Source organism: Flavobacterium lindanitolerans, from assembly GCF_002846575.1.
Taxonomy (GTDB): domain Bacteria; phylum Bacteroidota; class Bacteroidia; order Flavobacteriales; family Flavobacteriaceae; genus Flavobacterium; species Flavobacterium lindanitolerans.
The window spans coordinates 1,773,244-1,794,440 of the sequence record NZ_PJND01000007.1; the positions used below are offsets into that span (position 1 = coordinate 1,773,244).

The 21,197-nt window shown below is 37.1% G+C and carries 20 protein-coding genes; 17 read left to right on the forward strand and 3 right to left on the reverse strand.

All coding sequences use genetic code 11. The features are described 5' to 3' along the window. Positions 1 to 6: 6 nt before the first annotated feature. The 7 genes from B0G92_RS07795 to B0G92_RS07825 all read left to right on the forward strand — a co-directional run bounded on the left by B0G92_RS07795 (position 7) and on the right by B0G92_RS07825 (position 5,072). On the forward strand, positions 7 to 579 hold the full coding sequence (locus tag B0G92_RS07795; protein WP_101471687.1) for an AAA family ATPase: 573 nt from the start codon (positions 7 to 9) through the stop codon (positions 577 to 579). Positions 580 to 696: 117 nt separating this feature from the next. Further along, positions 697 to 1,059 (forward strand): cupin domain-containing protein, encoded by a 363-nt coding sequence (locus B0G92_RS07800; RefSeq protein WP_056070185.1) that lies wholly within the window; start codon positions 697 to 699, stop codon positions 1,057 to 1,059. A 4-nt stretch (positions 1,060 to 1,063) separates the two neighbouring features. Beyond that, positions 1,064 to 1,942, forward strand: coding sequence for an AadS family aminoglycoside 6-adenylyltransferase (locus tag B0G92_RS07805; RefSeq protein WP_101471688.1), 879 nt, complete (start codon positions 1,064 to 1,066; stop codon positions 1,940 to 1,942). Between the two features lie 44 nt (positions 1,943 to 1,986). After that, the gene (locus B0G92_RS07810) at positions 1,987 to 2,859 is read left to right on the forward strand and encodes an alpha/beta hydrolase (protein WP_101471689.1); all 873 of its coding nucleotides are present in this window, start codon (positions 1,987 to 1,989) and stop codon (positions 2,857 to 2,859) included. Positions 2,860 to 2,959: 100 nt separating this feature from the next. Beyond that, a complete protein-coding gene (locus B0G92_RS07815) occupies positions 2,960 to 3,583 on the forward strand; it encodes a hypothetical protein (protein WP_101471690.1) in 624 nt (207 codons plus the stop codon). A gap of 220 nt (positions 3,584 to 3,803) precedes the next feature. Next, entirely contained in the window at positions 3,804 to 4,070 is a 267-nt protein-coding gene (locus B0G92_RS07820; protein WP_143395003.1) for a hypothetical protein, read from the forward strand. 9 nt (positions 4,071 to 4,079) lie between these two features. Next, positions 4,080 to 5,072, forward strand: a complete 993-nt coding sequence (locus B0G92_RS07825) for a hypothetical protein (protein ID WP_101471692.1) — start codon at positions 4,080 to 4,082, stop codon at positions 5,070 to 5,072. A 35-nt stretch (positions 5,073 to 5,107) separates the two neighbouring features. Here B0G92_RS07825 and B0G92_RS07830 read toward each other — a convergent pair whose 3' ends face one another. After that, a complete protein-coding gene (locus B0G92_RS07830; protein ID WP_101471693.1) occupies positions 5,108 to 6,763 on the reverse strand; it encodes a T9SS type A sorting domain-containing protein in 1,656 nt (551 codons plus the stop codon). A gap of 173 nt (positions 6,764 to 6,936) precedes the next feature. Between B0G92_RS07830 and B0G92_RS07835 the strand changes: the two genes are divergently transcribed. After that, on the forward strand, positions 6,937 to 7,485 hold the full coding sequence (locus B0G92_RS07835; RefSeq protein WP_056070204.1) for a hypothetical protein: 549 nt from the start codon (positions 6,937 to 6,939) through the stop codon (positions 7,483 to 7,485). Between the two features lie 161 nt (positions 7,486 to 7,646). Then, entirely contained in the window at positions 7,647 to 8,594 is a 948-nt protein-coding gene (locus B0G92_RS07840) for a cation diffusion facilitator family transporter (RefSeq protein ID WP_101471695.1), read from the forward strand. Between the two features lie 205 nt (positions 8,595 to 8,799). Here B0G92_RS07840 and B0G92_RS07845 read toward each other — a convergent pair whose 3' ends face one another. Next, the gene (locus B0G92_RS07845) at positions 8,800 to 11,157 is read right to left on the reverse strand and encodes a glycosyltransferase (protein ID WP_101471696.1); all 2,358 of its coding nucleotides are present in this window, start codon (positions 11,155 to 11,157) and stop codon (positions 8,800 to 8,802) included. A 51-nt stretch (positions 11,158 to 11,208) separates the two neighbouring features. Continuing rightward, positions 11,209 to 11,472 carry a hypothetical protein gene (locus tag B0G92_RS07850; protein ID WP_101471697.1) on the reverse strand — a complete coding sequence of 88 codons (264 nt, stop codon included), beginning with the start codon at positions 11,470 to 11,472 and terminating at the stop codon, positions 11,209 to 11,211. Positions 11,473 to 11,845: 373 nt separating this feature from the next. Between B0G92_RS07850 and B0G92_RS07855 the strand changes: the two genes are divergently transcribed. The 8 genes from B0G92_RS07855 to B0G92_RS07890 all read left to right on the forward strand — a co-directional run bounded on the left by B0G92_RS07855 (position 11,846) and on the right by B0G92_RS07890 (position 21,125). After that, the gene (locus B0G92_RS07855; protein ID WP_101471698.1) at positions 11,846 to 14,035 is read left to right on the forward strand and encodes a glutamine synthetase III family protein; all 2,190 of its coding nucleotides are present in this window, start codon (positions 11,846 to 11,848) and stop codon (positions 14,033 to 14,035) included. 471 nt (positions 14,036 to 14,506) lie between these two features. Continuing rightward, positions 14,507 to 15,343, forward strand: coding sequence for a hypothetical protein (locus B0G92_RS07860; protein WP_101471699.1), 837 nt, complete (start codon positions 14,507 to 14,509; stop codon positions 15,341 to 15,343). Between the two features lie 61 nt (positions 15,344 to 15,404). Further along, positions 15,405 to 15,920, forward strand: a complete 516-nt coding sequence (locus B0G92_RS07865) for a hypothetical protein (protein WP_121366413.1) — start codon at positions 15,405 to 15,407, stop codon at positions 15,918 to 15,920. 3 nt (positions 15,921 to 15,923) lie between these two features. After that, positions 15,924 to 16,649 (forward strand): curli production assembly/transport protein CsgE, encoded by a 726-nt coding sequence (locus B0G92_RS16775; RefSeq protein WP_245867738.1) that lies wholly within the window; start codon positions 15,924 to 15,926, stop codon positions 16,647 to 16,649. A 16-nt stretch (positions 16,650 to 16,665) separates the two neighbouring features. Then, entirely contained in the window at positions 16,666 to 17,067 is a 402-nt protein-coding gene (locus B0G92_RS07875; protein ID WP_056070260.1) for a curli production assembly/transport component CsgF, read from the forward strand. A 1-nt stretch (position 17,068) separates the two neighbouring features. Next, positions 17,069 to 18,478, forward strand: coding sequence for a CsgG/HfaB family protein (locus B0G92_RS07880; RefSeq protein WP_101471701.1), 1,410 nt, complete (start codon positions 17,069 to 17,071; stop codon positions 18,476 to 18,478). An 18-nt stretch (positions 18,479 to 18,496) separates the two neighbouring features. Next, entirely contained in the window at positions 18,497 to 19,981 is a 1,485-nt protein-coding gene (locus tag B0G92_RS07885) for a carboxypeptidase regulatory-like domain-containing protein (protein WP_101471702.1), read from the forward strand. Positions 19,982 to 20,336: 355 nt separating this feature from the next. Continuing rightward, positions 20,337 to 21,125: an OmpA family protein gene (locus B0G92_RS07890; protein ID WP_101471703.1), complete on the forward strand. Its 789-nt coding sequence runs from the start codon at positions 20,337 to 20,339 to the stop codon at positions 21,123 to 21,125. Positions 21,126 to 21,197: the final 72 nt, after the last annotated feature.

Genomic DNA, 21,197 nt, shown 5'->3' on the forward strand with positions numbered 1-21,197 from the left:
AATGAAATGAAATACCAAAACAAGAACTTTTATATTCTTACCGGCGGTCCCGGTGTTGGCAAAACATCCGTTTTAAACGAACTGGAAAAAAGCGGTTACACTGTTATGCCAGAAACAGCACGTGCAATTATCAAAGAGCAGATGGCAACTGGCGGAGAGGCATTACCATGGAAAAGCAAGGAACTTTATATGCAGTTAATGGTAGAAGCTTCTGCTGAAAGCTACCGTGAGGCTATTTCTAAAAACAGTCTGCTTCCCGTTTTTTTTGATAGGGGAATTTTGGATGCAGTCTGCTATGCCCGAATGGTAGGTTTGGACCTGTCAAATGAAATACAGGAAATAGCAGAACATTATCAGTATAATACAAAAATATTCATCTTCCCGCCCTGGCAGGGTATCTACAAAACAGATGAGGAAAGAAAACAGGATTGGAAAGAAGCCGAAGCTACTTTTGAAGCCATGAAAAAGACCTATCAGGATTATGGCTATGAAATTATAGAAGTGCCAAAAGATACCGTTGAGAAGAGGAAGGAGTTTATAATAAATAGGATAAAGCAGAATACATCTGATGAAGATTAAGTCAGAAGAATAAGTTTGAATTGGGAAAGGGATTTTAAATTGATGGATAACGATTGGAAAAGAGTGGGTTCAATCAAGCGTTATTTTTTATAACTTCGTCTTTATAGTCTGAAGAAAATGGAAAAAGTAACTATCGCCCAAAAGCTTTCTTTATTTAACGATTACTGGAACCCAAGAATTGTTGGAGAATTAAACGGGCAACATGTCAAACTGGTAAAATTTCAGGGTGAATTTGTATGGCATAAACACGACAATGAAGACGAAATGTTTTTGGTGGTCAAAGGCCAATTCAACATGGAATTTCGGGATAAGACCGTTGAACTCAAAGAGAACGAATTTTTGATTGTACCACGCGGAGTTGAACACAGGCCTGTAGCGCCACAGGAAGTATCTGTTTTGCTGTTTGAACCTGCATCGACACTTAATACAGGCGATGCAGAAAAAAGCGACCTTACAAAACGAACCCTGGATACGATTTAGCACAATGGAAAACAAAAGAGAAACCCAATTAATGGAAATCATGGATTGGGCGACATCGAATGATGACATCAGGGCGGTGCTACTAACAAGTTCGCTTGTTAATCCCTATGCTCCGGTAGACCAGTTTAGCGATTTGGATATTGAGTTTGTCGTGAGTAACCTGCAACAGTTCTTGTCAGATGATAGTTGGGTAGAGAATTTCGGCAAAAAAATAGCCATGATTGTAGAAAACGAAGAAGCATTTGAAGGCAAACACGCCATGCGCATGGTTTTTTATGAAGATTATACCAAAGTGGACTATAAAATCTATTCCGTAGATAAATTTCTCGAAGAAGTAAACAATGAAGAATTGCAGGAAGATTGGGATGTAGGCTATAAGGTACTGCTGGACAAAGACGACATTACAAAAAACATGAAGCCGCCAACCTATAATGCGGTTATGGTTAAAAAACCTACAGAACAGGAGTTTACAACCCTATTTAATGATTTTTGGTGGGACATGACCTATGTGGCGAAATGCCTGTGGCGCGATGATCTTTTTTATGCCAAATTCATGCTTGAAGACAATATGAGAACGCAATACTTCCAGAAAATGATAGAATGGCATATAGGGCTGGAGCACAACTGGAATGTATCAACCAATAAAAAAGGGAGATTGTTTAAAAAGTACCTTTCTCCCGAAATGTGGAAAAAGATAGAAGCCACTTTTTCCGGCAGTGACATACAGGACAATTGGCGTGCCTTGTTTGCCTATGCAGATATAGGTACAGAACTGGGAACCGCAATGTCGCAAAAACTGGGCTATGCATATCCTGCAGAACTTGATTCTAAAATCAGAAACTATCTGAATCACGTAAAATCAATGGAAGGTAAGGATAGCTAACGACTGCAAACATCAACGGAATCATTAACCTGAAAAATAATGTTATGAAAAATCTGAAATTACTATGGAGTGCCGTTTTCTTATTCTATGGGTTGGCCTCTCAGGCGGCAAAGGTAGACACGCTTGCAATTCCTAGTGTTGCCATGAACAAAACCTATAATGCGGCAGTTGTCCTTCCTAATTCATATGCAAAAAGCAAGGCGAAATATCCGGTTGTATATTTGCTGCATGGTGCTTACGGACATTTCAGAGACTGGCTAAATGTTACATCAAAAAACAGGACGGTTAAGAATTTGGCAGACCAGTATGATATTATCATTGTCATGCCGGAAGGCGAAACGTTTAGCTTCTATCTGGACAGTCCCGCCAATAAAGGCAGCCAGTTCGAAACCTATATTACTAAAGAAGTCGTACAGAAAATAGACCAGACCTACAGGACAATCAATGAGAAAAAAGGCCGGGTTATTACCGGATTGTCAATGGGAGGACATGGCGCGTTGTATTTGTCAGCCAAACACCCGGACATATATGCGGCAGCCGGAAGTATGAGCGGAGCTGTTGACATGGGAACCATGAAAAATATGGGAATCGATACACCGGAGAGAATTGACCAATTGATGGAACCTGTTTTTGGGTCTCAGGGAGCACCTCAGGAAGTATATGCCGCACATGCAGTGTTGAATATGATAGATAAAATGAAAGCAAACGGTCTGCCTCTTATTATTGACTGTGGTGTTGATGATTTTCTGATTGGGCCTAATAGGGAATTACACAGGAGATTGGTTTACAGTAAGGTGCCGCATGATTATACAGAACGGCCGGGTGCCCATACTTGGGAATATTGGGAAAATTCCTTGCCTTATCATGTGTTGTTTTTTTCCAAAATATTTAAAGTAAACAACGCAACAGCCCAATAAGCCTTAATAATAAAGAAATAACAGTTTCTTAAAAAACAAAATAAAAAGTTTTTTAGAGCGTTCTTTGTAGTATGCTATCAAAAACAAGCATGCCCTGATAATGAAATTTTTACAAGCACTATTTATTCTATTTGCAGTCAATGCAACCGCACAATCAGAATTAGGAATTGGAATTGCAACTATAAAATATACAAGTAACTCTGTTTTGAATTTGTATGCAGCCGCTTATGATAAAGAGCCAAAACAGATTATTCAGTTTTACCAGGACGAAGTAACAGGAAGCCCTGACATACGCGATATTGAATCAGTTGAAAAATGGCTGAAACCGGAAGGTTTCTTTTTGGACTATGACCAATTGGTTTTCCGATGCAAATCAGAAGAACGTTTTTGGATTGAGGTAATCGTAAATAACGAAACCGGTGAGTCTTACTGGATAAGAAAGACAAAATCGGTTGACTTGGATACTTGGGAAGGTTTTCTGAAAAATGCATTTATGATTTCCCGAAATTCTTTCCCGCAAGAAATCAAAGCACAACCTAATGATTCAGCCAGAACAATTCCTTTTGATGGCGAAGATTGCTTTCAGGTCAAGTCTATGAAAGGCGACTGGATTCAGATTTTTACGGGCTCGCATTGTGATGATGACGGAAATCCCATAAAATCAGGATGGATTCGTTGGAAACAAGAAAATGAGATATTAATTGATTACTTTTTGACATCTTAGAAAGAGGTGCTAAGTTGCTAAGGTTCCAAGATGCTAAGTTTAGAAACCTTACATCGAAATGTGCTATACCCTAACTAGCGTCTCTGCGTCTTTGCGTGAAAACAGCTGCTCGCAAAAACGCAGAGATGCAAAATTCATCAAATAGAAGACTTCCTAGCAGAAGTCTTTTTTTGTTAAAACACCTAAAAACTGAACATTCCTATAATTCAAATAACGTAATTTGCAGGAAAAGAAATCAGCGGATATTGTTATGGTAAAGAAGCTAAAAGAAGAAATCCTCCTAAAGGACGCTTCAATAAAGAAGATACAATTTGATAAATATTGGTTTTATGACCTGAAGGACGTTGCCGATTATTTAAATGAAGACCTTTCTGAAGTAGAATATATTCACCTGCCTTTTGTTGTAGATGAGGTAAAAATCAACACCAAATGTGCGACATTGGAAGATATTGAACGTGCCAGGACTGCCAAAGGAAAAACGATTTAATTGGGTAGTATGAAAACGATTTGCGGCTGGCTGTTTTTTTTGAATCTTTTTTTTATAGCTGATATGGCAGCGCAAATTTCTGGTTGTACAGACCCGTTATCTAAAAATTACAATCCGGAAGCAACAATAAATGACGGGAGTTGCCAATATAAAAGAGCAGCAATTCGACCTGAATTTTCAAAAAAGCTGGATGAAAAATTACACGAAACTTCGGGATTGATTTTTTGGAATGGAAAATTATGGACACATAATGATGATAAAGACACGGTTATTTATGGAATTGGTACCATTTCGGGAAATATCCAGGAAAGTTATGGACTAAAAAAAGTAGTCAATAAAGATTGGGAAGAAATCTCCCAGGACAGCAGTTATCTGTATATAGGCGATTTTGGCAACAATGTGGGCGGTAACAGAACGGACCTGCATATTTTAAGAATTGAAAAGAAATCCCTTGCCATAAACCCTGTCATAGATACTATCTCTTTCCGTTATTCAGACCAGGCCAATCTCCTCATACCATCAAAAGCCAACCAAACCGATTATGACGGCGAGGCTATGGTAGTTTCAAAAGACAGTATTTATATTTTTACCAAACAATGGACATCCAAAAAAACGGCCCTCTATTCATTGCCTAAAACTCCGGGAAATCATGTTGCCCAACTAAAAACAGTACATGACATTCGTGGATTAGTTACGGGTGCGGTATTTTTACAAGCAGAAAGTACCATTGTTTTGTGCGGCTACTCAAAACACCTCAAGCCTTTTTTATATCTCTTGTATGATTTTCACGGAACCGATTTTTTTACCGGAAATAAAAGAAGAATTAAACTACGATTGCCTTTTCATCAGATTGAAGGTATTGCTACACAAGACGGATTCCATTATTATGTAACCAATGAAAATTTTTCGAGAAAGCCATTTATCAATAAAACGCAGAAATTGCATAAAGTAGATTTGAGTTCTTTTTTGCAAAATTATTTGAAAGCAAAAACGAAAGAGTAGTGGTAATTAATCTTTACAAATTTTTTTATTACTGTTTATTTTTTTATTAGCTTTTTAATTATTTTGTCCTGACCATTTTCTATTATGATAGTATAGATCCCTGTCGGCAGATCTGAAATATTTAATTGAGTTGAATATCCGCTTAACTCATAGTTGTTTTTTAGGATGAGTCTTCCGGTCACATCTATGATTTTAGCATTAAAAGATGATAAGTCATGTTCACTTTCAATATTTACAACTGATGAACTTGGGTTTGGATAAAGCATAATATTTATATCTGATATTTCTTTGTTTTTTAAGATTTCAGAACTGTTTCTACCGCTAGCATTGCTGAATATAATAGTTGTAGTATTACTTACGTAAAATTTGTTATTAATCAAACTTATTAAAGCTCTTCTGTAATAAAAGGTCCCGCTAGAGTTTCTGCCTCCAGGGCGAGTAGGAGTATAATCTTGCGAATTAGCACCATCTATGTTATACCAAATAATCTGATTGTTAACTATGATGCCTTTTTGCCATTGAATATAAAATTCAGCATTATGCATAGGAGACCCAACGATTGGATCAATTGAGTTGTTTGAAAAATAAGTTTTGTCACAACATATAGTATTGTTAATGCCTCCAGTAGATACCACATAAATTGTTACTTCATTACTTGACATTGGAATATTATAAGTGTCAAATATTAATCTTCTGTAAGCTTTGACCTCAGTAGCGTTGATGGGAGGAGTATAATTTATTTGATTAGCATTTGGAATATTTTTCCAGCCATAAATATTATACCAAACATTATATGATGCATAGCCACCATAAGCTTGATGTTCTGCAACGACTCTTTCTTGCCACTGGTAAGTATTGTTTGGTTGGCCGTTTACATTTCCTGCTGTTCCTATAATAGTTTCGGGGGTACCACCATATTCAATTGTTTGATTCTGTTCTATTGAGTTTGAGATATTAAGACGTTTAATATAATTATCATATCGAGAATATGGCCTTTCAGTGTATATATTAAATACATAAGTTGGACTAGTGGTAGATTGATTTTCTTTTAAATGCATTTGAACAGGCTCATAAATTTCTTTACCTCTATCTGTTGAATAAGGAACAGTTTCTCCTGAGGGTCTTTTAATAAACCATTTTAAATAATCAGTATTAACGCTTGGGCTATTCCATGGCAATATTGGTATGCCTCCAAATGGAATACGTTCAAAACCACAGGTATGGCAAGCGTTTCCACCGCCACCAGGTTGTCCTCCAGGCTCACTTGTAGTATCTTTTTTTATAGATATGTTTGCGCTTTTAGTTATTATACCTGAAAATGTCTTATATTCTGCATAAAGTATTCCTCCTGTTGTATCAAATTGGGCACTGTCAAGAGTTAGACGAAAACTTTTTATAGCAAAAGTCGATCCGAGAAAGAGAAGTGAACCACCATCTCCACCATTTGCAACTATGGCCGGGAGTGAAGGAGCCTTTTTGTAATAAATTGTTATTGTTCCGGGAGAACTATCGCTAGGTACTGTGTTGAGATTAACTGCCGCATTTAGATAGACACTTACAGATGATGATGTACCTAAATTAATTGTTGTGCCACTAATTCCAACATTATTTACTGTTATTCCGTCTATAGTAACTTGACAAAACAGATAATTAGAAATTAGTATTGTAAAAAATAATAATATTTTTTTCATGATTTTAAGAATTTTGTTTTTATTTTGAATAAGTTAAAAAAAATAAAACAAAAATAGTAGGTTTTTTCTTTAAAATCATGCTGTAGGAAAATATTAGCATTTATTTTTTAAAAAATTATTTTTTTGGCCTTATTTTTGAAACATAAGTAATGAACATATTAAAAAATAATATTATGAAAAGAATACTTTTACTTTTAGCTATCGTCGGAATGACGGCATTACAAGGTTGTAGCAATGATGACGACCGCGTTGATAACGATACAGTCGGATTAGTTTTTGATATTAATAAAAGCTTTAATGCACAAGGAGAAATTATATTCCCGTTTAATGCAGGTGAAGTTTTTTCTGGCGATGTAGTTTTAATCTACTGGATGGAAAGTACTACTACTAACGGAAATCCGGTTTGGAGATTAATTCCGCAAAATATTTATTTCCCTAATAATGAATATCCAAGTATATCAGGATATTTAACTTATAACTATGATTTTACAACTACGGAGGCTAAAATTTGGACAGAAACTGATATTAACCTTGCTTCCATCCCAAATTATAGTGTAGGCCAGTTCTTTAGAGTTATAGTTGTTCCTGGGCAAAACCCAATATTCGCAAGGTCTGCAGGAAGTAAAGGTAAGACAGTAACTCAGACAGTCGATTATAAAGATTATGAAGCTGTAGTTAAAGCATATGGCATTAAGGAAGAAAATATAGTAACAAGAAAATAATTAAAAGAGACTTCGGTCTCTTTTTTTTTGACAAAAGGTAAATCTTACAAATCTATCAAAGAATTCCACAACATTAGTTACGTAGATTGTCGCCAGTTTTGTATCGTATTACATAAATAAATTAGAAATACGACATTAAATAATTCACAGCAAATACAGTTATGGGACATGACCACGACCACAATCATTCTGGTAGCACAAATAAAAAAACCTTAATCATTAGCCTTGTTATTATTACGGCTTATATGGTTATAGAGGTTGTAGGCGGATTGATTACAAACAGTCTGGCTCTGCTGGCAGATGCCGGGCATATGCTTAGTGATGCCATATCACTTTTTATAGCTCTGATGGCTTTTACATTCAGCAGCAAAATAGCAGATTATAGCAAAACGTATGGTTACAAACGATTTGAAATATTAGCTGCTGTTATCAATGGGGCAACACTCATACTGATTTCAGTCTATATTATTTATGAAGCTATTGAACGTTTTCAAAAGCCACCGGAGATTACTTCCGGCGGAATGCTCATCATCGCTGTTATAGGTCTGGCCGTAAATGTGCTTGTAGCCTGGATAATGATGCGTGGTGCAGATGTCAAGGAAAATTTGAACATGAGAGGGGCATATCTGCACGTGATAAGTGATATGCTTGGTTCGGTAGGCGCCATCATCGCGGCTTTGCTCATTATGTTTTTTGGTTGGGTCTGGGCAGATGCATTCGCAAGTGTTATCGTTTCTGTGTTGGTATTGCGTAGCGGCTATTTGGTTACGAAATCATCGGTACATGTGTTGATGGAAGGCACACCGGATAATGTTGAAGTTGAAAAAGTAACACAAAAAATATTGGAAACTGAAGGTATTATCAGTATCCACGACCTACATATCTGGACGATTACAAGCGGACTAAACGCATTGACCTGCCATGCGGTAGTAGATGAAAAAATGACAGTTGAAGCAGGAGAGATTATGCTTCGTAAAATAGAACACGATTTGGAGCACTTAAAAATACATCACGTAACTATCCAGTTGGAAACACCGGCACACTTACATGATGCTTTGGTATTGTGTACTACGAAGGCAGAGGTAATTGCTCACGACCATAATCATTAATTTACTGCGAATCTCACTATAGCAGCATAGCTTCTTGTGTTGAATGGTTTTTAAAGATTAAAACCAAAAATAAAATCATTAAAGGTTGTGGTATTGCATTGTACTACAGTCTTTTGTTTTTATCTAATCATTTAACATCATAAAACAAATAAGCACGAAAGTTAAAAAAGTCCCGCTCAAAGCGGGACTTTTTGCGAATTAATAATTAACTCTTAAGAAGTAAAAGTTTGGTTGCTTTTAATTTTTTGCGGAAGTATATGGTATTTGGATTTCCAAAATAGCGCGCAATGGTCAGCCTTGCCATAAGATAGCTTAAGGTTGATTCTGCTCCCTGATTCAGGTTGACATTGGTTTCTTCCAGTCCGTCAAAACAACCCCCCGTACATGGATTATAGATAATCTGTTTCAGGTGGTTATTACCCAGAAACCAGTTGAAAGCTATTTCCATCTTGTTGAGGTATTCCTCATCTTTAAAAATATCATGGAATTTTCGGAGTGCTAATATAGTATACGCCACGTCAATAGGCTGCTCCCCGTAGCTGTGTTTTTCCTGCCCTTTAAAATGCCAGGTTTTGTTAGAGATAACTTTGATTTGGTTTTCCGAAAATGTATTTCCTAAAAGGAAGTCGAAAGAATCTTTAGCAATTTCGCGGTATTCTTCATTATCGGTTACAGCATAAGCGCAAAGCAACGCTTCCGGAAGTACGCTATTGGCATAGGTCAGGTAGCTTTCAAACCATTTCCAGTTTTCAGAACTTTCGTGTTTATACATCTGTACGAGCCTGTCTGCAAATATTTCAATATAAATTTTATAATCAAGATCTTTAATATGTCGGTTGAAATAATAAAGTCCTTTTATAATAAATGCCATCGCCCTTGTAGAATGCATCTTTTCAGTTTGCGGCATGGCTTTTCGGAATAAAGTTTCTGCTTTTTTGGTGAAATTTGAAGGCAGTATAGGAGCCAGTGAAATCAGATATCCCAAAGCCCATATAGCACGACCGGAACTGTCTTCCAGATTTACGCTGTTATTTTGTGGTGTAAAATTATGGTCGATATCCACATAATTTTTGAATTTGCCATCTTCACTCAGGCAAAAAGAAATAAAATTCAGATAAATACTGATGTATTTTAAATCTTCAATATCACGGGTCAGTTTATAATCCTGACAAAGGGCAATAAGCGCGCGTGCGTTATCATCCAGCGTGTAGCCGGAATTAGGATCCGGGCGGTTGAGTTTGGAAAACTGCAATATTCCGAATTCAGTCGTCATCTTTTTGATATGGTCCAGATTCAGTTTAGGATTCCTGTAATGCAGTTCTATTTTTCCTCCGGATACTTTTTGGAATAAGATAGCGTGCGCAACGGCAGAATTTTCCCATGCGGTGTGCATAATCTTGTGAAGTCCGTTCAATATCATATTTTTTCGAAGACCAATATCATAAATCAACTGGTTGACGGCTTCGGCCAATTGTTTGGAATTTCCAAAATCAAAAGTAAGTCCCGAGCCATTTTGAAGCATTTCTTTGGCATGGGGAATTGGAGTAGAAACAATGGCACATCCGCAACTCATGGCATAAGAAAAAGTACCGCTTACAGCCTGATTTGGGTCTTTCGAGGTAAAAAGGTAGATATCCGTCAATTGAAGATAGTCCAGCAATTCCTCCAGAGGAAGGTATTTGTTTACAAACTGAACGTGGTTTTCAAGTTTCAGTTCTTTGATTTTTTCTTTAAGCGAATCGCGATAGGATTCACCTTCATTAACAACGACACCCGGATGGGTTTTTCCTATAATAAGGAAAAGGACATCAGGGCTCTTGTCAACAATGTTGGGCAAGGCTTCTAAAGTAGTTTCGATGCTTTTTCCGGAGCTTAATAAACCAAACGTTGAAAGTATTTTTTTACCCTTAACCCCGTATTTAGCCTTTAATGCATTTTTATCATTGTGGGGTACTAAATGGGTACCATGTGGAATCACAGAGATTTTTTCAGAAACTACCGTATAATCTTCTAAAAGTATAGCCTCAGAATTTTTGGTCATTACGATAATCGAATCTGCCCGGTCAAGAATCTGCTGTACTTTTTGTTTAAATGCCTCATCCGGTCTTGGTAAGACCGTGTGAAATACGACAGCCAAAGGTTTTTTGATTTCAGTGAGAAACAAATTAAAACTTTCATGATCGCGGAAAAGCCCGAATTCATGTTGAATTACCACAACCTTAATAGTAGGATCGCTGTTGATTGTTGCTGCAATGGCCTTAAAAGAAGAAGGATCTGAAGTGTTTAAAGTATATTTTACTTCCTCATCAGAATAGTGATGTCTTTCATGATCGTTTTCCAGGGCGCAAACAGTCAAAGAAAATGAACTTACATACTGATTGTTCAGTGCTTTCATCAGATCCTGTGAATAGGTAGCAATACCACATTCTCTTGGCGGATATGAAGTGATAAACAGAATTTCAGGTAATAGCTCTTCGTCCGTAAGTGTATTAGCACGTGAAGGAAAGGCAGGAGCCTCTGGATTTAAATCAGTTAATGTTGAGCTGTGTGGTAGGTTTTTCATGTGTTATTCAGTTTTTGGCAGTTTGACGATTCTGAAATCAGTTAAAAATAATTATGATGTAATACGATTAGCCCATTCGTTGGCTCTATCTTTTGCTTTATTGGCTAAATTTTCACCTTCTTCCAAAGCATCATTGAATTCTCTTTTTGCTTTTCGTTGCAGGTCATTCAGTTTGCTTTTGAAATTATCCCGCGCTTCTCTGGCCTTTTCTGAAAATTTATCTTTTTTGGATTTCTTTTTTGCGACTATAAGTCCTACAATGGCTAAAGCAGCAACTCCGGCTGCAATCCCGATAACTAATTTTTTTGAGCTCATGATTAATCTTTTTGAGTTACTATTTTTTTCTTTCTTCTAAAATTAATTATAATGAATGGAAAAGTGTATTTCTGTTATGGAATGTTTAACATAATTAACAAATCGTTGATTTATGTGTATTTATTTGTAGGATTTTTCATTTTTAATGAATATTATATAGTTTTTAGATTAAGTTATAAGATTTGGCAGGTGAAATACATATTGTAAAAAGGGATGAAGATTTATTTTCTTTTTTTTGCTTGTTTTTTAAGGGGTGATTAGGGTATATTTTTATTTTTATTATTTTATACCCTAAAAAAATAGGGGTATAAATTATTTTTTTATTCAAAAATTATATCTTTGCATCAAATTAGTCAAATCTAAAACAATTCATATGTCGACATTTCGTTTTCAAGCATTAGCGCAGACAGCCGGAAGAAAGCCTGTCAAATTTGAGGAATTGGAGAAAAAATCTGCAATTTTTGGTAGCAATGTATTTAATGACAAGGCAATGCGCCAGTTCCTGACGCAGGATGCTTATCAGGGTGTAAAAGATGCAATACAGCATGGAAAGAAAATCGATAGAAAATTAGCAGACTATATTGCTCTTGGAATGAAAGAATGGGCGTTGTCAAAAGGAGTAACACATTATACGCACTGGTTTCAGCCTTTAACAGGGACAACGGCAGAGAAGCATGATGCTTTTTTTGAAACTTCATTCGATGGCAGCGACCCGGTAGAAAAATTTGGAGGAGGACAATTGGTTCAGCAGGAACCGGATGCTTCGAGTTTTCCTAACGGAGGAATCAGAAACACATTTGAAGCAAGAGGATATACGGCCTGGGATCCTACATCGCCTGCTTTTATTTTTGGTACAACATTATGTATTCCTACTGTTTTTATTTCCTATACGGGTGAAGCATTGGATTATAAAACACCTTTATTAAGAGCGTTACACTCTATTGACGAAGCAGCAGCATCGGTTTGCCGTTATTTTGATAAGAATGTAAAAAAGGTAACCGCTACCTTAGGCTGGGAACAGGAATACTTCCTGATTGACTCTGCATTGGCAAACTCAAGACCGGACATATTAATGACGGGAAGAACCTTATTAGGACATACTTCTGCAAAAGGACAACAGCTTGATGACCACTATTTCGGTTCCATCCCAACAAGAGTACTTTCTTATATGAGAGAGTTGGAATACGAATGTATGCTTTTGGGAATTCCGGTAAAAACCCGTCACAACGAAGTAGCACCAAATCAGTTCGAATTGGCTCCTATTTTTGAAGAAACAAACCTTGCGGTTGACCATAACTCTTTATTAATGGATGTGATGCAGAAAGTAGCAGAACGCCATGATTTCAAAGTGCTGTTCCATGAAAAACCATTCAAAGGAGTTAACGGTTCCGGAAAACACAATAACTGGTCTTTGGCAACAGATACCGGAGTGAATTTGCTTGGTCCTGGAAAAACGCCAATGAGCAACCTTCAGTTCCTGACTTTCTTTATCAATACGATTAAGGCAGTACAGACTTATGAAGAACTAATGCGTGCTTCTATCGCTACAGCCAGCAATGACCACCGTTTAGGAGCTAACGAAGCGCCTCCGGCAATTATTTCTGTCTTTATCGGACAACAACTTACCAAAGTTTTGGAAGAATTGGAAGGCGTATCAAACGGAAAATTATCTCCTGAAGAAAAAACAGACCTTAAATTAAATGTAGTAGGAAAAATTCCGGATGTATTGCTTGACAATACAGACAGAAACAGAACTTCTCCGTTTGCATTTACAGGAAATAAATTCGAGTTCAGGGCTGTAGGTTCAACTGCAAACTGTGCCAATGCTATGACTACACTAAACTCTATCGTAGCAAAACAGCTTATCGATTTCAAGAAAGAAGTTGATGCCTTGATTGAAGGGAAGGACATGAAGAAAGACGATGCTATCTTCAATGTTTTGAGAGAATACATCAAAGAAACAAAAAACATCCTTTTTGAAGGCGACGGTTATAGCGATGCCTGGCAGAAAGAAGCGGCTAAAAGAGGATTGAGCAACCATAAAACGACTCCTGAGGCTTTAAAAGCAAAAGTTTCTAAAAAAGCTATCGAATTGTTTGGCGAATTAGGAGTAATGAACCATGTGGAAGTAGAGGCTCGCTATGAAATCGAAATGGAAGAATATACTAAGAAAATCCAGATTGAAGGAAGAGTTCTTGGAGATATTGCCAGAAATCACGTGGTGCCAACGGCAATCCGTTACCAAAACCTTTTGATTGAAAATGTAAGAGGTTTGAAAGACATCTTTGGTAAAGAATATGAAACCATCGCAAAAGAACAGATTGCATTAATCAAAGAAATTTCCGGACACATCGAAGCAATCAATACTAAGGTAGAAGAAATGACTCAGGAACGTAAAAAAGCCAATAACCTTTCTGATACAGAAAAAATGGCTTTTGCCTACTGCAACAAGGTGAAGCCTTATTTTGAAATTATCAGAAAGCACTGCGACAAGCTGGAGCTTTTGGTAGATGATGAAATCTGGACATTAACCAAATACAGAGAATTATTATTTACAAAATAATATACTACAAACAACAACACAACACCTGAAAAGTACCTGCCCAATGGCAGGTATTTTTTTTAGCTATTACATAGGAGGGTAATAATTGAAATTCAGACGATATTCTATTTTAAGTAGAAGAAAAATTCTACATATTATTTTTGGTGAAAAATAAATTGAACTCTTAATCTTACTAAAAAGTTAAATAAATAGCCTGTAAATATGAATTTGATAATTAATTTTGACGGTATAAATTAAAAATCATGCATTTCATCCGATTTTTTAAACAATTCATAGAAAAATAAGAATTAGTATGTAATTTTTACGGTTTCCCGTATTGCTTTTTAGAAAAAAGAAATAACTTTGAAAAGCAAGATACCACAATTGTAATCCAAAAATACTTCATTCACAAGCTGTTAGCAGCTTCCCTCTAAGACTTTTTTCGTCCCCCAAATATTAAATTGTAATTATAACCAATTAAATATTTTTATTATGAAAAAAGTGATTTTGAGCATCTCAGTGATGCTGGTAAGTGCAGTTTCTTTTGCACAATTTAATGACAGCAATGTTTTGCAGTTGGGCGGATCCAACAACTCGGCTGTTAATCAAAAAGGATCGTATCAGGATTCGGATGTAAGACAACAAGGAAACAACAACGTTTCTAATGTTACACAAGGAATTAATCCAAACCTTTCTTCTGCTTCCAATCATAACAAAGCAGACGTAAAACAAGTTGGAAACTCAAACAACGCTTTTGTATCACAAAACAATCTTTACAATGAAGCTTATCAGGTTCAGACAGGAAACAGCAACCAGGCTACTATCTGGCAGGATCAGCTAAACCCTGTTGCCGGAAACGGTCATGATTGGGCAAAACAGGTTCAGACAGGAAACAACAACAAAGCTACTATTGACCAGGGCACCAGCGGAAACGAAATGCCATCCGGAGCTCCGTTCAGTGCAGAAGCATTAGGATTTGTAAGTGCTGTTGCTGTGCCATTTATGCCACACGGATATAATGATGCTTTACAAACTCAAAATGGAGATTTCAACATTGCCTACACTAGCCAGGGTGGTGAAATGAACGACTCTAAAATTACTCAAACAAGCAATGCTGTAGCTGCTTCCGGTGCCAATAAGGCAAGCCACTATCAATATGGTAAGGAAAATGACGCTCTGACTACTCAAAACGGATTTGGTCATTTAGACAACACACTTCAAATAGGAAACTTTAACTATTCTAACGTAATGCAAAGCGGTAACAACCAAACCAGCATGAACGTTCAAAAAGGAAACTCTAACATCAACAACGTTACTCAATCGAACTAGTTGAAGAATAAAAATGGGGCAGCCGGTTCAGGTAGCCCCATTTTTTATAAAACAAAAGATTATGAAACCCTTATTTTTTAAGCTATTGCTCCTGGTACTTTTTTCTCAGGTTGCTTTGGCACAGGAAGAAGAAAACCCGGGCTTCGATCAATACAGTTCTTCTGTCTTTGATTCGAAGGAAGAGACCCTGTTTGTGGTTTCAAGCATGAATCCAAAACAGTATGCCAATTCCTTGTTTCAGAAAGGAGATATTCTGGTCCGGCAAATAGGAGATTACAATTTGTTCAATGCAAACTTAAAAGCGAATGAAGTCAATGTTTCTGTACTTCAAAACGGTGATGATAATGCTATTTCGCTCTCTAAGCAGGCCAACACAATAACACAGAATATCATACAATCCGGGAAAAATAACGGTATTCAGGATTTTACCTATTACACGAAATATGATGTGAATACGCAGATGATCCAGCAAGGTAATAATCAGAACATACAAAATTATGGAACCAATTCCCTTTCAAAAGACATGAAAGTCACACAGTCCGGAAATGGTTCTTCGGTAATTATAATAAACCAATAAACCATGCCAAAATATCTTTCCTATAGTTTTTTCATGCTGATGCTTTTTGCTCCTGCCGCCTATTCGCAACTGACGAACAGCCAGGTCAAGGCAAAAATACACCTGGAAGAAATTGAAGGAAATATAAAGATTACCGGTACTGCGGAAAATTTAACCGATATCGTTCAAAGCCTATCGTATAAATTATCAGTAATAAGAAAGAATAAGATAAACAGCAATCAATCCAATAATGCTCAGGAAGGGCTTTTTACTTTAGATCCGAACGAGACAAAAAAGCTGTCATCAACCCAAATCAATGTCAATGAGAATGATGAAGTTATTGTCATGCTCCTTTTTTATGATAGTGATAAAAAACTGGTGGGAAAAGACAGGATTGTCATTGGTGAAGAAAAAAAGGATGAAGGAATAGTTCCTGTAGACGGTTTTGAATTGTCCGGGATAGTAACCGATGATACCAAAACCAAAGCAGGTAAAGATTTTTATGACTTATATTTTTTTAAGTATAGCGATCTGAAAATCAATTCCAAAAAGATTGTTACCATAACTGAAGAATTGAGTTTTGCCAGAAATACAAAAATTACGATCAGCATAGATACTAATCCCATTTATGAGTTTTTAGTAAATCCCGATGAAGAATTTTTAAGTCTCGTAGCCGAAGATGCTGTAAATGTTACTTCTGCTTATCTGAAAAATCTGGAAAAGCAAAACCGATATCTCACTCAGTATTAATCTTATTCTATTAATTATGAAACCTCTAGCAACTGCAATTATCATTTTGCTGGCCTATGCAGCAAATGCTCAGGATCTGGTCTACAAGCCCAGAAACCCAAATTTTGGAGGAGATACTTTTAACTACCAGTGGCTTCTGAGTTCAGCCGAAGCCCAAAACAAACTAAAAGATAATACGGTCACGACCAAAACAAAAACCGAACTGGAGAGTTTTACTGAAAACCTGAACTCACAATTGCTGAATTTGGTTTCCAGATCCCTGTTCACACAACAATTTGGAAATAACGGAATTTCAGAAGGGAGCTACACTTTTGGCAGCCTGTCTGTTGAAATTTTTCCGTCAGAAAACGGATTGACCGTAACTATCCTGGATACAAATACAGGAGAACAAACACAAGTTATCATCCCAAAATCATAATATGCAGATCAGATATTACTTTGCGATAGTCCTGATGCTGTTGCTCTCCGGATGTGGCGCTTATTACAATCAGCCATTGAAGATTGAAAAAGCATCGTTGGGAGAAATCACCTCGGCAACAACACTTTTAAGGGAATTGCCAAAACCTAAAGAACCCGTGGTAGTTGGGATTTATAAATTTAGGGACCAAACAGGACAATATAAAGCTTCGGATAACGGAAGTACCTTCAGTACTGCCGTAACTCAGGGAGCGACCTCTATATTAATCAAGGCTTTGGAAGATTCCAAATGGTTTGTTCCGATTGAGCGCGAAAACATTGGAAATCTTTTGCAGGAAAGAAACCTGATTCGCTCTACGAGGCAGGAATATTCTAAAAATCCAAATTCAACAGAACAGCTAACGCCGCTTTTGTATGCAGGAGTTTTGTTAGAAGGAGGTATTGTTTCCTATGATACGAACATCATAACGGGAGGTTTCGGGGCAAGATATTTTGGAGTAGGAGGTTCTACAAAATACAGGCAGGACCGTGTGACCATTTACCTTAGGATGATTTCTACGGCAAGCGGAAAAATCCTGAAATCAGTATATGTTTCCAAGACTATTTTGTCGCAGGCCATTGACCAGAGCTTTTTCAGATATGTCAAATTTAAAAGATTGCTCGAAGTCGAAACAGGATATTCTACAAACGAACCTGTACAGATGGCTGTGACAGAAGCTATTGAAAAAGCAGTACAGTCTTTGGTACTGGAAGGAATTCAGGATAAAATTTGGGAAGCAGATGCCAGTAAAGAAGAAGTAGATTCGCTTATTTCAAAATATGAAATGGAAAAAGAAGTGGCAGATGCTACCGGAATCTACGGAAGATACAAAACAGAAAGAAGGTCACGGTTTGCGATAGAATTAGCGGGAGGAGCCACGCTTATTGATGGCGATTATGACAAATCATTACTTCGTCCGATGGGTCGTGGGGCATTGAAATATTTTTTCACTCCGGGTTTTAACCTTAGCGGTTCCACAAATGTTATTAACCTGGCAAACAAAGACCGTCTGGATGTAGGCTATCTGACTTTTGACCTGAATGCCGAACTGATTTTACTGCCTAAAGAACAACTGAGTCCGTATGTTTTTGGAGGTGTCGGATTTGGAGCCAACCGTCTTTTCGAAAATACGCATGCAAAAGTGCAATACGGTGCCGGACTGGAATATCTGGCTTCCAAAACAATCGGAATAAAAGTGTATGCCGAACACAATCTCAACTTTAGCGACACTATAGATTATTTGGAAAGAGGCGTGCGCGATGATTATTATTTCCGGTTTGGGTTAGGGCTGACATATTATTTCCCAAGAAAAAATCAGAAAATCTATGAGAAATACATCATTGAAGAAGCCCAAAATCCGCTGAAGCAATAATTTTTAATCTTTAAAGTCATGAAAAATATTCTTATAAAATCAGGATTTGTTCTTTTGCTTCTGCTGCTATCGTGCAGTGAGGAAAAAGTCGATGGAGAAGATTTCGGAACCGTTACAGGAAGAGTAGTCGTAGCCAATACGTTTGAGCCTTTGGCGAATGCAAAAGTTTTCTCCAATCCAACATCAAGTATTGTTTTTACAGATGAAGACGGAAGGTTTACAGTTCCTAAAGTTGTAGTAGGCCAATATTCTTTTCAGGCTCAAAAAGACGGCTATCTGACCAAGTTTGAAGCAGCAAATGTTGTGAACAATAGTACAACAGAAATCGTTTTTGAATTGTCTGTCTCCACGAGCGGCAACCGCCCGCCCATTGCTCCAACATTAACACTTCCGGCTGACAATGCGGTCAACCAGAACCGCCAGGTTGTTTTGACCTGGACGGCTACAGACCCTGAACAGGATTCGCTCACCTATGAAGTCATACTCAGAAACGATGCTACAGATGATGTGGTAGTTTATTCGGATATCAGTACGCCAACTTTTACTTTGCAAAATCTTGCTTTCGGAACCAAATATTTTTGGCAGGTTTCAGCTTCTGACGGAGTAAATGCTCCTGTTATGAGTACGGTACGAACATTCACGACAACTTCTTTTCCGGATACCCGTTTCCTCTTTGTCAAAAAGCTTAGCGAGAATAATGTTATATATGCAGGTGACAATTCCGGCAATCAGATACAACTGACGAGTTCAGAAACCAATAGCTGGAGACCCAGAAAAAACAACCAATCGAATAAAATAGCTTTTATCCGTTCCAACGGAGCCCAAAACCATATTTATATCATGAATCCGGATGGTTCGGGAGTATTCAAAGTGACAAATTCAGTGCCCGTTGCAGGATTTAATCCTGAGTTTATCAATTTTTCATGGAACACCAGCGGTAGTCAGATTATCTATCCGAGTTTTGACAAACTGTATAGGATAAACAGTAATGGGAGCGGGCTGACTGAAATCTTCCATACGCCAAATGGTAAATTTATTTCAGAATGTGATTGGAGTTATGATGGCTCAAAAATTGCCTTAAAGGTTAATGATGCCAGCGGTTATAATGCCGAAATATATGTGATTACGTCCGAAGGTAGCATTACAGACCTGGTTATTTCGGGAGTGAATGGAGCTGTTGGAAGTCTTAATTTTTCAATCACAGGACAAAAATTACTTTTTACCCGGGATATTTCCGGTTTTGAAAATCCGGACTACAGGCAATTGGATACGCGAATTTTCCAGCATACTTTCAGTACCAATACAACCGCAGAAATCAATACCGAAAAACCGGCCGGAACGGTAGACATTGATGCCAGATATTCGCCTAATGAAGCGGAAGTAATTTTTGTAAACACCTCAAATGATTTTATTAGTGCGAGGAATATACAGAAATACCTGATTGGCATAGTAGCCTCAAGGACCACGCTATTTACGAATGCCTCAATGCCGGATTGGGAGTAAAATAAGTAGGTAAAGTGTTTTGGCTAAGAATATTGCATTTAATCGATTATCCGCCAAAATTCTGAAAAACTATACTGTTTTAACTTAAATTAGTGATGAAAATAAGAGTTCGTTCGATAGAACTTTACCCCATAAGTTTTGTACTTATACTTATTTATTTACCCCCATCGTAAATAAATATTTTAATTTGCTTTAGGATTTGAGTTTGAAATACAAGCCCTTTACCGGGTGAACCTAAATTCTAATTTTTCCCAGCAAATTAATTCTAAAACTGGTGAGATAGCGAAAGCTGTCTCACTTTTTATTTAATCGTAATAAAATTCTGAATCTTCCGTTTAATTTAAAAAAATATAACGTGAAGCAAAAATTTACCACAACTTTCCTCTTATTGTTTTCTGTACTCCTATATGCTCAGGAACAACAATTCCAAGTGTTTTTTGATTTTGATATTTCAGAAACGAATACCGCCTCAACGACCAAATTGCAAGAATGGATAAGTGATAATCCTACAGCAGAAGTTGAAAAAATTTATGGCTATTGCGACTCGGTTGGCAGTCTGGAGTATAATGATGTGCTTTCTGTAAAACGGGCTAATTATGTTTTGGAAAAACTTAAAAGTAGCAATATAAAAATAAGCGGGAAAGCTGAAATAAAAGGTTTTGGAAAACGGTTGACCCAGCCTGGTTTGGCATCAGCCAACCGTAAAGCAGTAGTTTATTATACTATTCCGGCTAAAAAAGAAGAGCCCGTTGCAAAAGAGAATCTTTCAGAAGAAACAAAAAACTTAAAAACCGGTGATAAGTTCACGCTAAAAAATCTTAATTTTTACAACCGTTCCGGAGTTATAGTGCCATCATCTGAACCTATATTAAAGGAATTGCTAAGTGTAATGGTTGAAAGACCCGATTTGAAAATAGAAATACAAGGGCATATATGCTGTCAGTTGGGAACAGATTTAGAAAACATCGCCACCATAAGGGCAAGGGCAATTTATAATTTCCTGATTGAAAACGGCATCAGTAAAGACAGGCTGCAATATAAAGGATTTGGCAGTTCAAGGCCCATTCACCAGATACCGGAAAGGAATGAGCAGGAGCGCAATGAAAACAGGAGAGTAGAGATTGTAATACTTGACAGTAAGTAGCAATATTGGATGTTCCGGCAGATTTTCCTATGTAATAAATAATTTGTTACTTCGTTTTTATTTATAAACTCC

Coding starts and splice junctions, on each gene's coding strand:
- B0G92_RS07825 (WP_101471692.1), top strand. CDS start 4,080: ATGAAAACGATTTGCGGCTGGCTGTTTTTTTTGAATCTTTTTTTTATA.
- B0G92_RS07885 (WP_101471702.1), top strand. CDS start 18,497: ATGAAAAATATTCTTATAAAATCAGGATTTGTTCTTTTGCTTCTGCTG.
- B0G92_RS07815 (WP_101471690.1), top strand. CDS start 2,960: ATGAAATTTTTACAAGCACTATTTATTCTATTTGCAGTCAATGCAACC.
- B0G92_RS07875 (WP_056070260.1), top strand. CDS start 16,666: ATGAAACCTCTAGCAACTGCAATTATCATTTTGCTGGCCTATGCAGCA.
- B0G92_RS07865 (WP_121366413.1), top strand. CDS start 15,405: ATGAAACCCTTATTTTTTAAGCTATTGCTCCTGGTACTTTTTTCTCAG.
- B0G92_RS07795 (WP_101471687.1), top strand. CDS start 7: ATGAAATACCAAAACAAGAACTTTTATATTCTTACCGGCGGTCCCGGT.
- B0G92_RS07805 (WP_101471688.1), top strand. CDS start 1,064: ATGGAAAACAAAAGAGAAACCCAATTAATGGAAATCATGGATTGGGCG.
- B0G92_RS07845 (WP_101471696.1), bottom strand. CDS start 11,157: ATGAAAAACCTACCACACAGCTCAACATTAACTGATTTAAATCCAGAG.
- B0G92_RS07830 (WP_101471693.1), bottom strand. CDS start 6,763: ATGAAAAAAATATTATTATTTTTTACAATACTAATTTCTAATTATCTG.
- B0G92_RS16775 (WP_245867738.1), top strand. CDS start 15,924: ATGCCAAAATATCTTTCCTATAGTTTTTTCATGCTGATGCTTTTTGCT.
- B0G92_RS07880 (WP_101471701.1), top strand. CDS start 17,069: ATGCAGATCAGATATTACTTTGCGATAGTCCTGATGCTGTTGCTCTCC.
- B0G92_RS07855 (WP_101471698.1), top strand. CDS start 11,846: ATGTCGACATTTCGTTTTCAAGCATTAGCGCAGACAGCCGGAAGAAAG.
- B0G92_RS07810 (WP_101471689.1), top strand. CDS start 1,987: ATGAAAAATCTGAAATTACTATGGAGTGCCGTTTTCTTATTCTATGGG.
- B0G92_RS07840 (WP_101471695.1), top strand. CDS start 7,647: ATGGGACATGACCACGACCACAATCATTCTGGTAGCACAAATAAAAAA.
- B0G92_RS07835 (WP_056070204.1), top strand. CDS start 6,937: ATGAAAAGAATACTTTTACTTTTAGCTATCGTCGGAATGACGGCATTA.
- B0G92_RS07800 (WP_056070185.1), top strand. CDS start 697: ATGGAAAAAGTAACTATCGCCCAAAAGCTTTCTTTATTTAACGATTAC.
- B0G92_RS07850 (WP_101471697.1), bottom strand. CDS start 11,472: ATGAGCTCAAAAAAATTAGTTATCGGGATTGCAGCCGGAGTTGCTGCT.
- B0G92_RS07860 (WP_101471699.1), top strand. CDS start 14,507: ATGAAAAAAGTGATTTTGAGCATCTCAGTGATGCTGGTAAGTGCAGTT.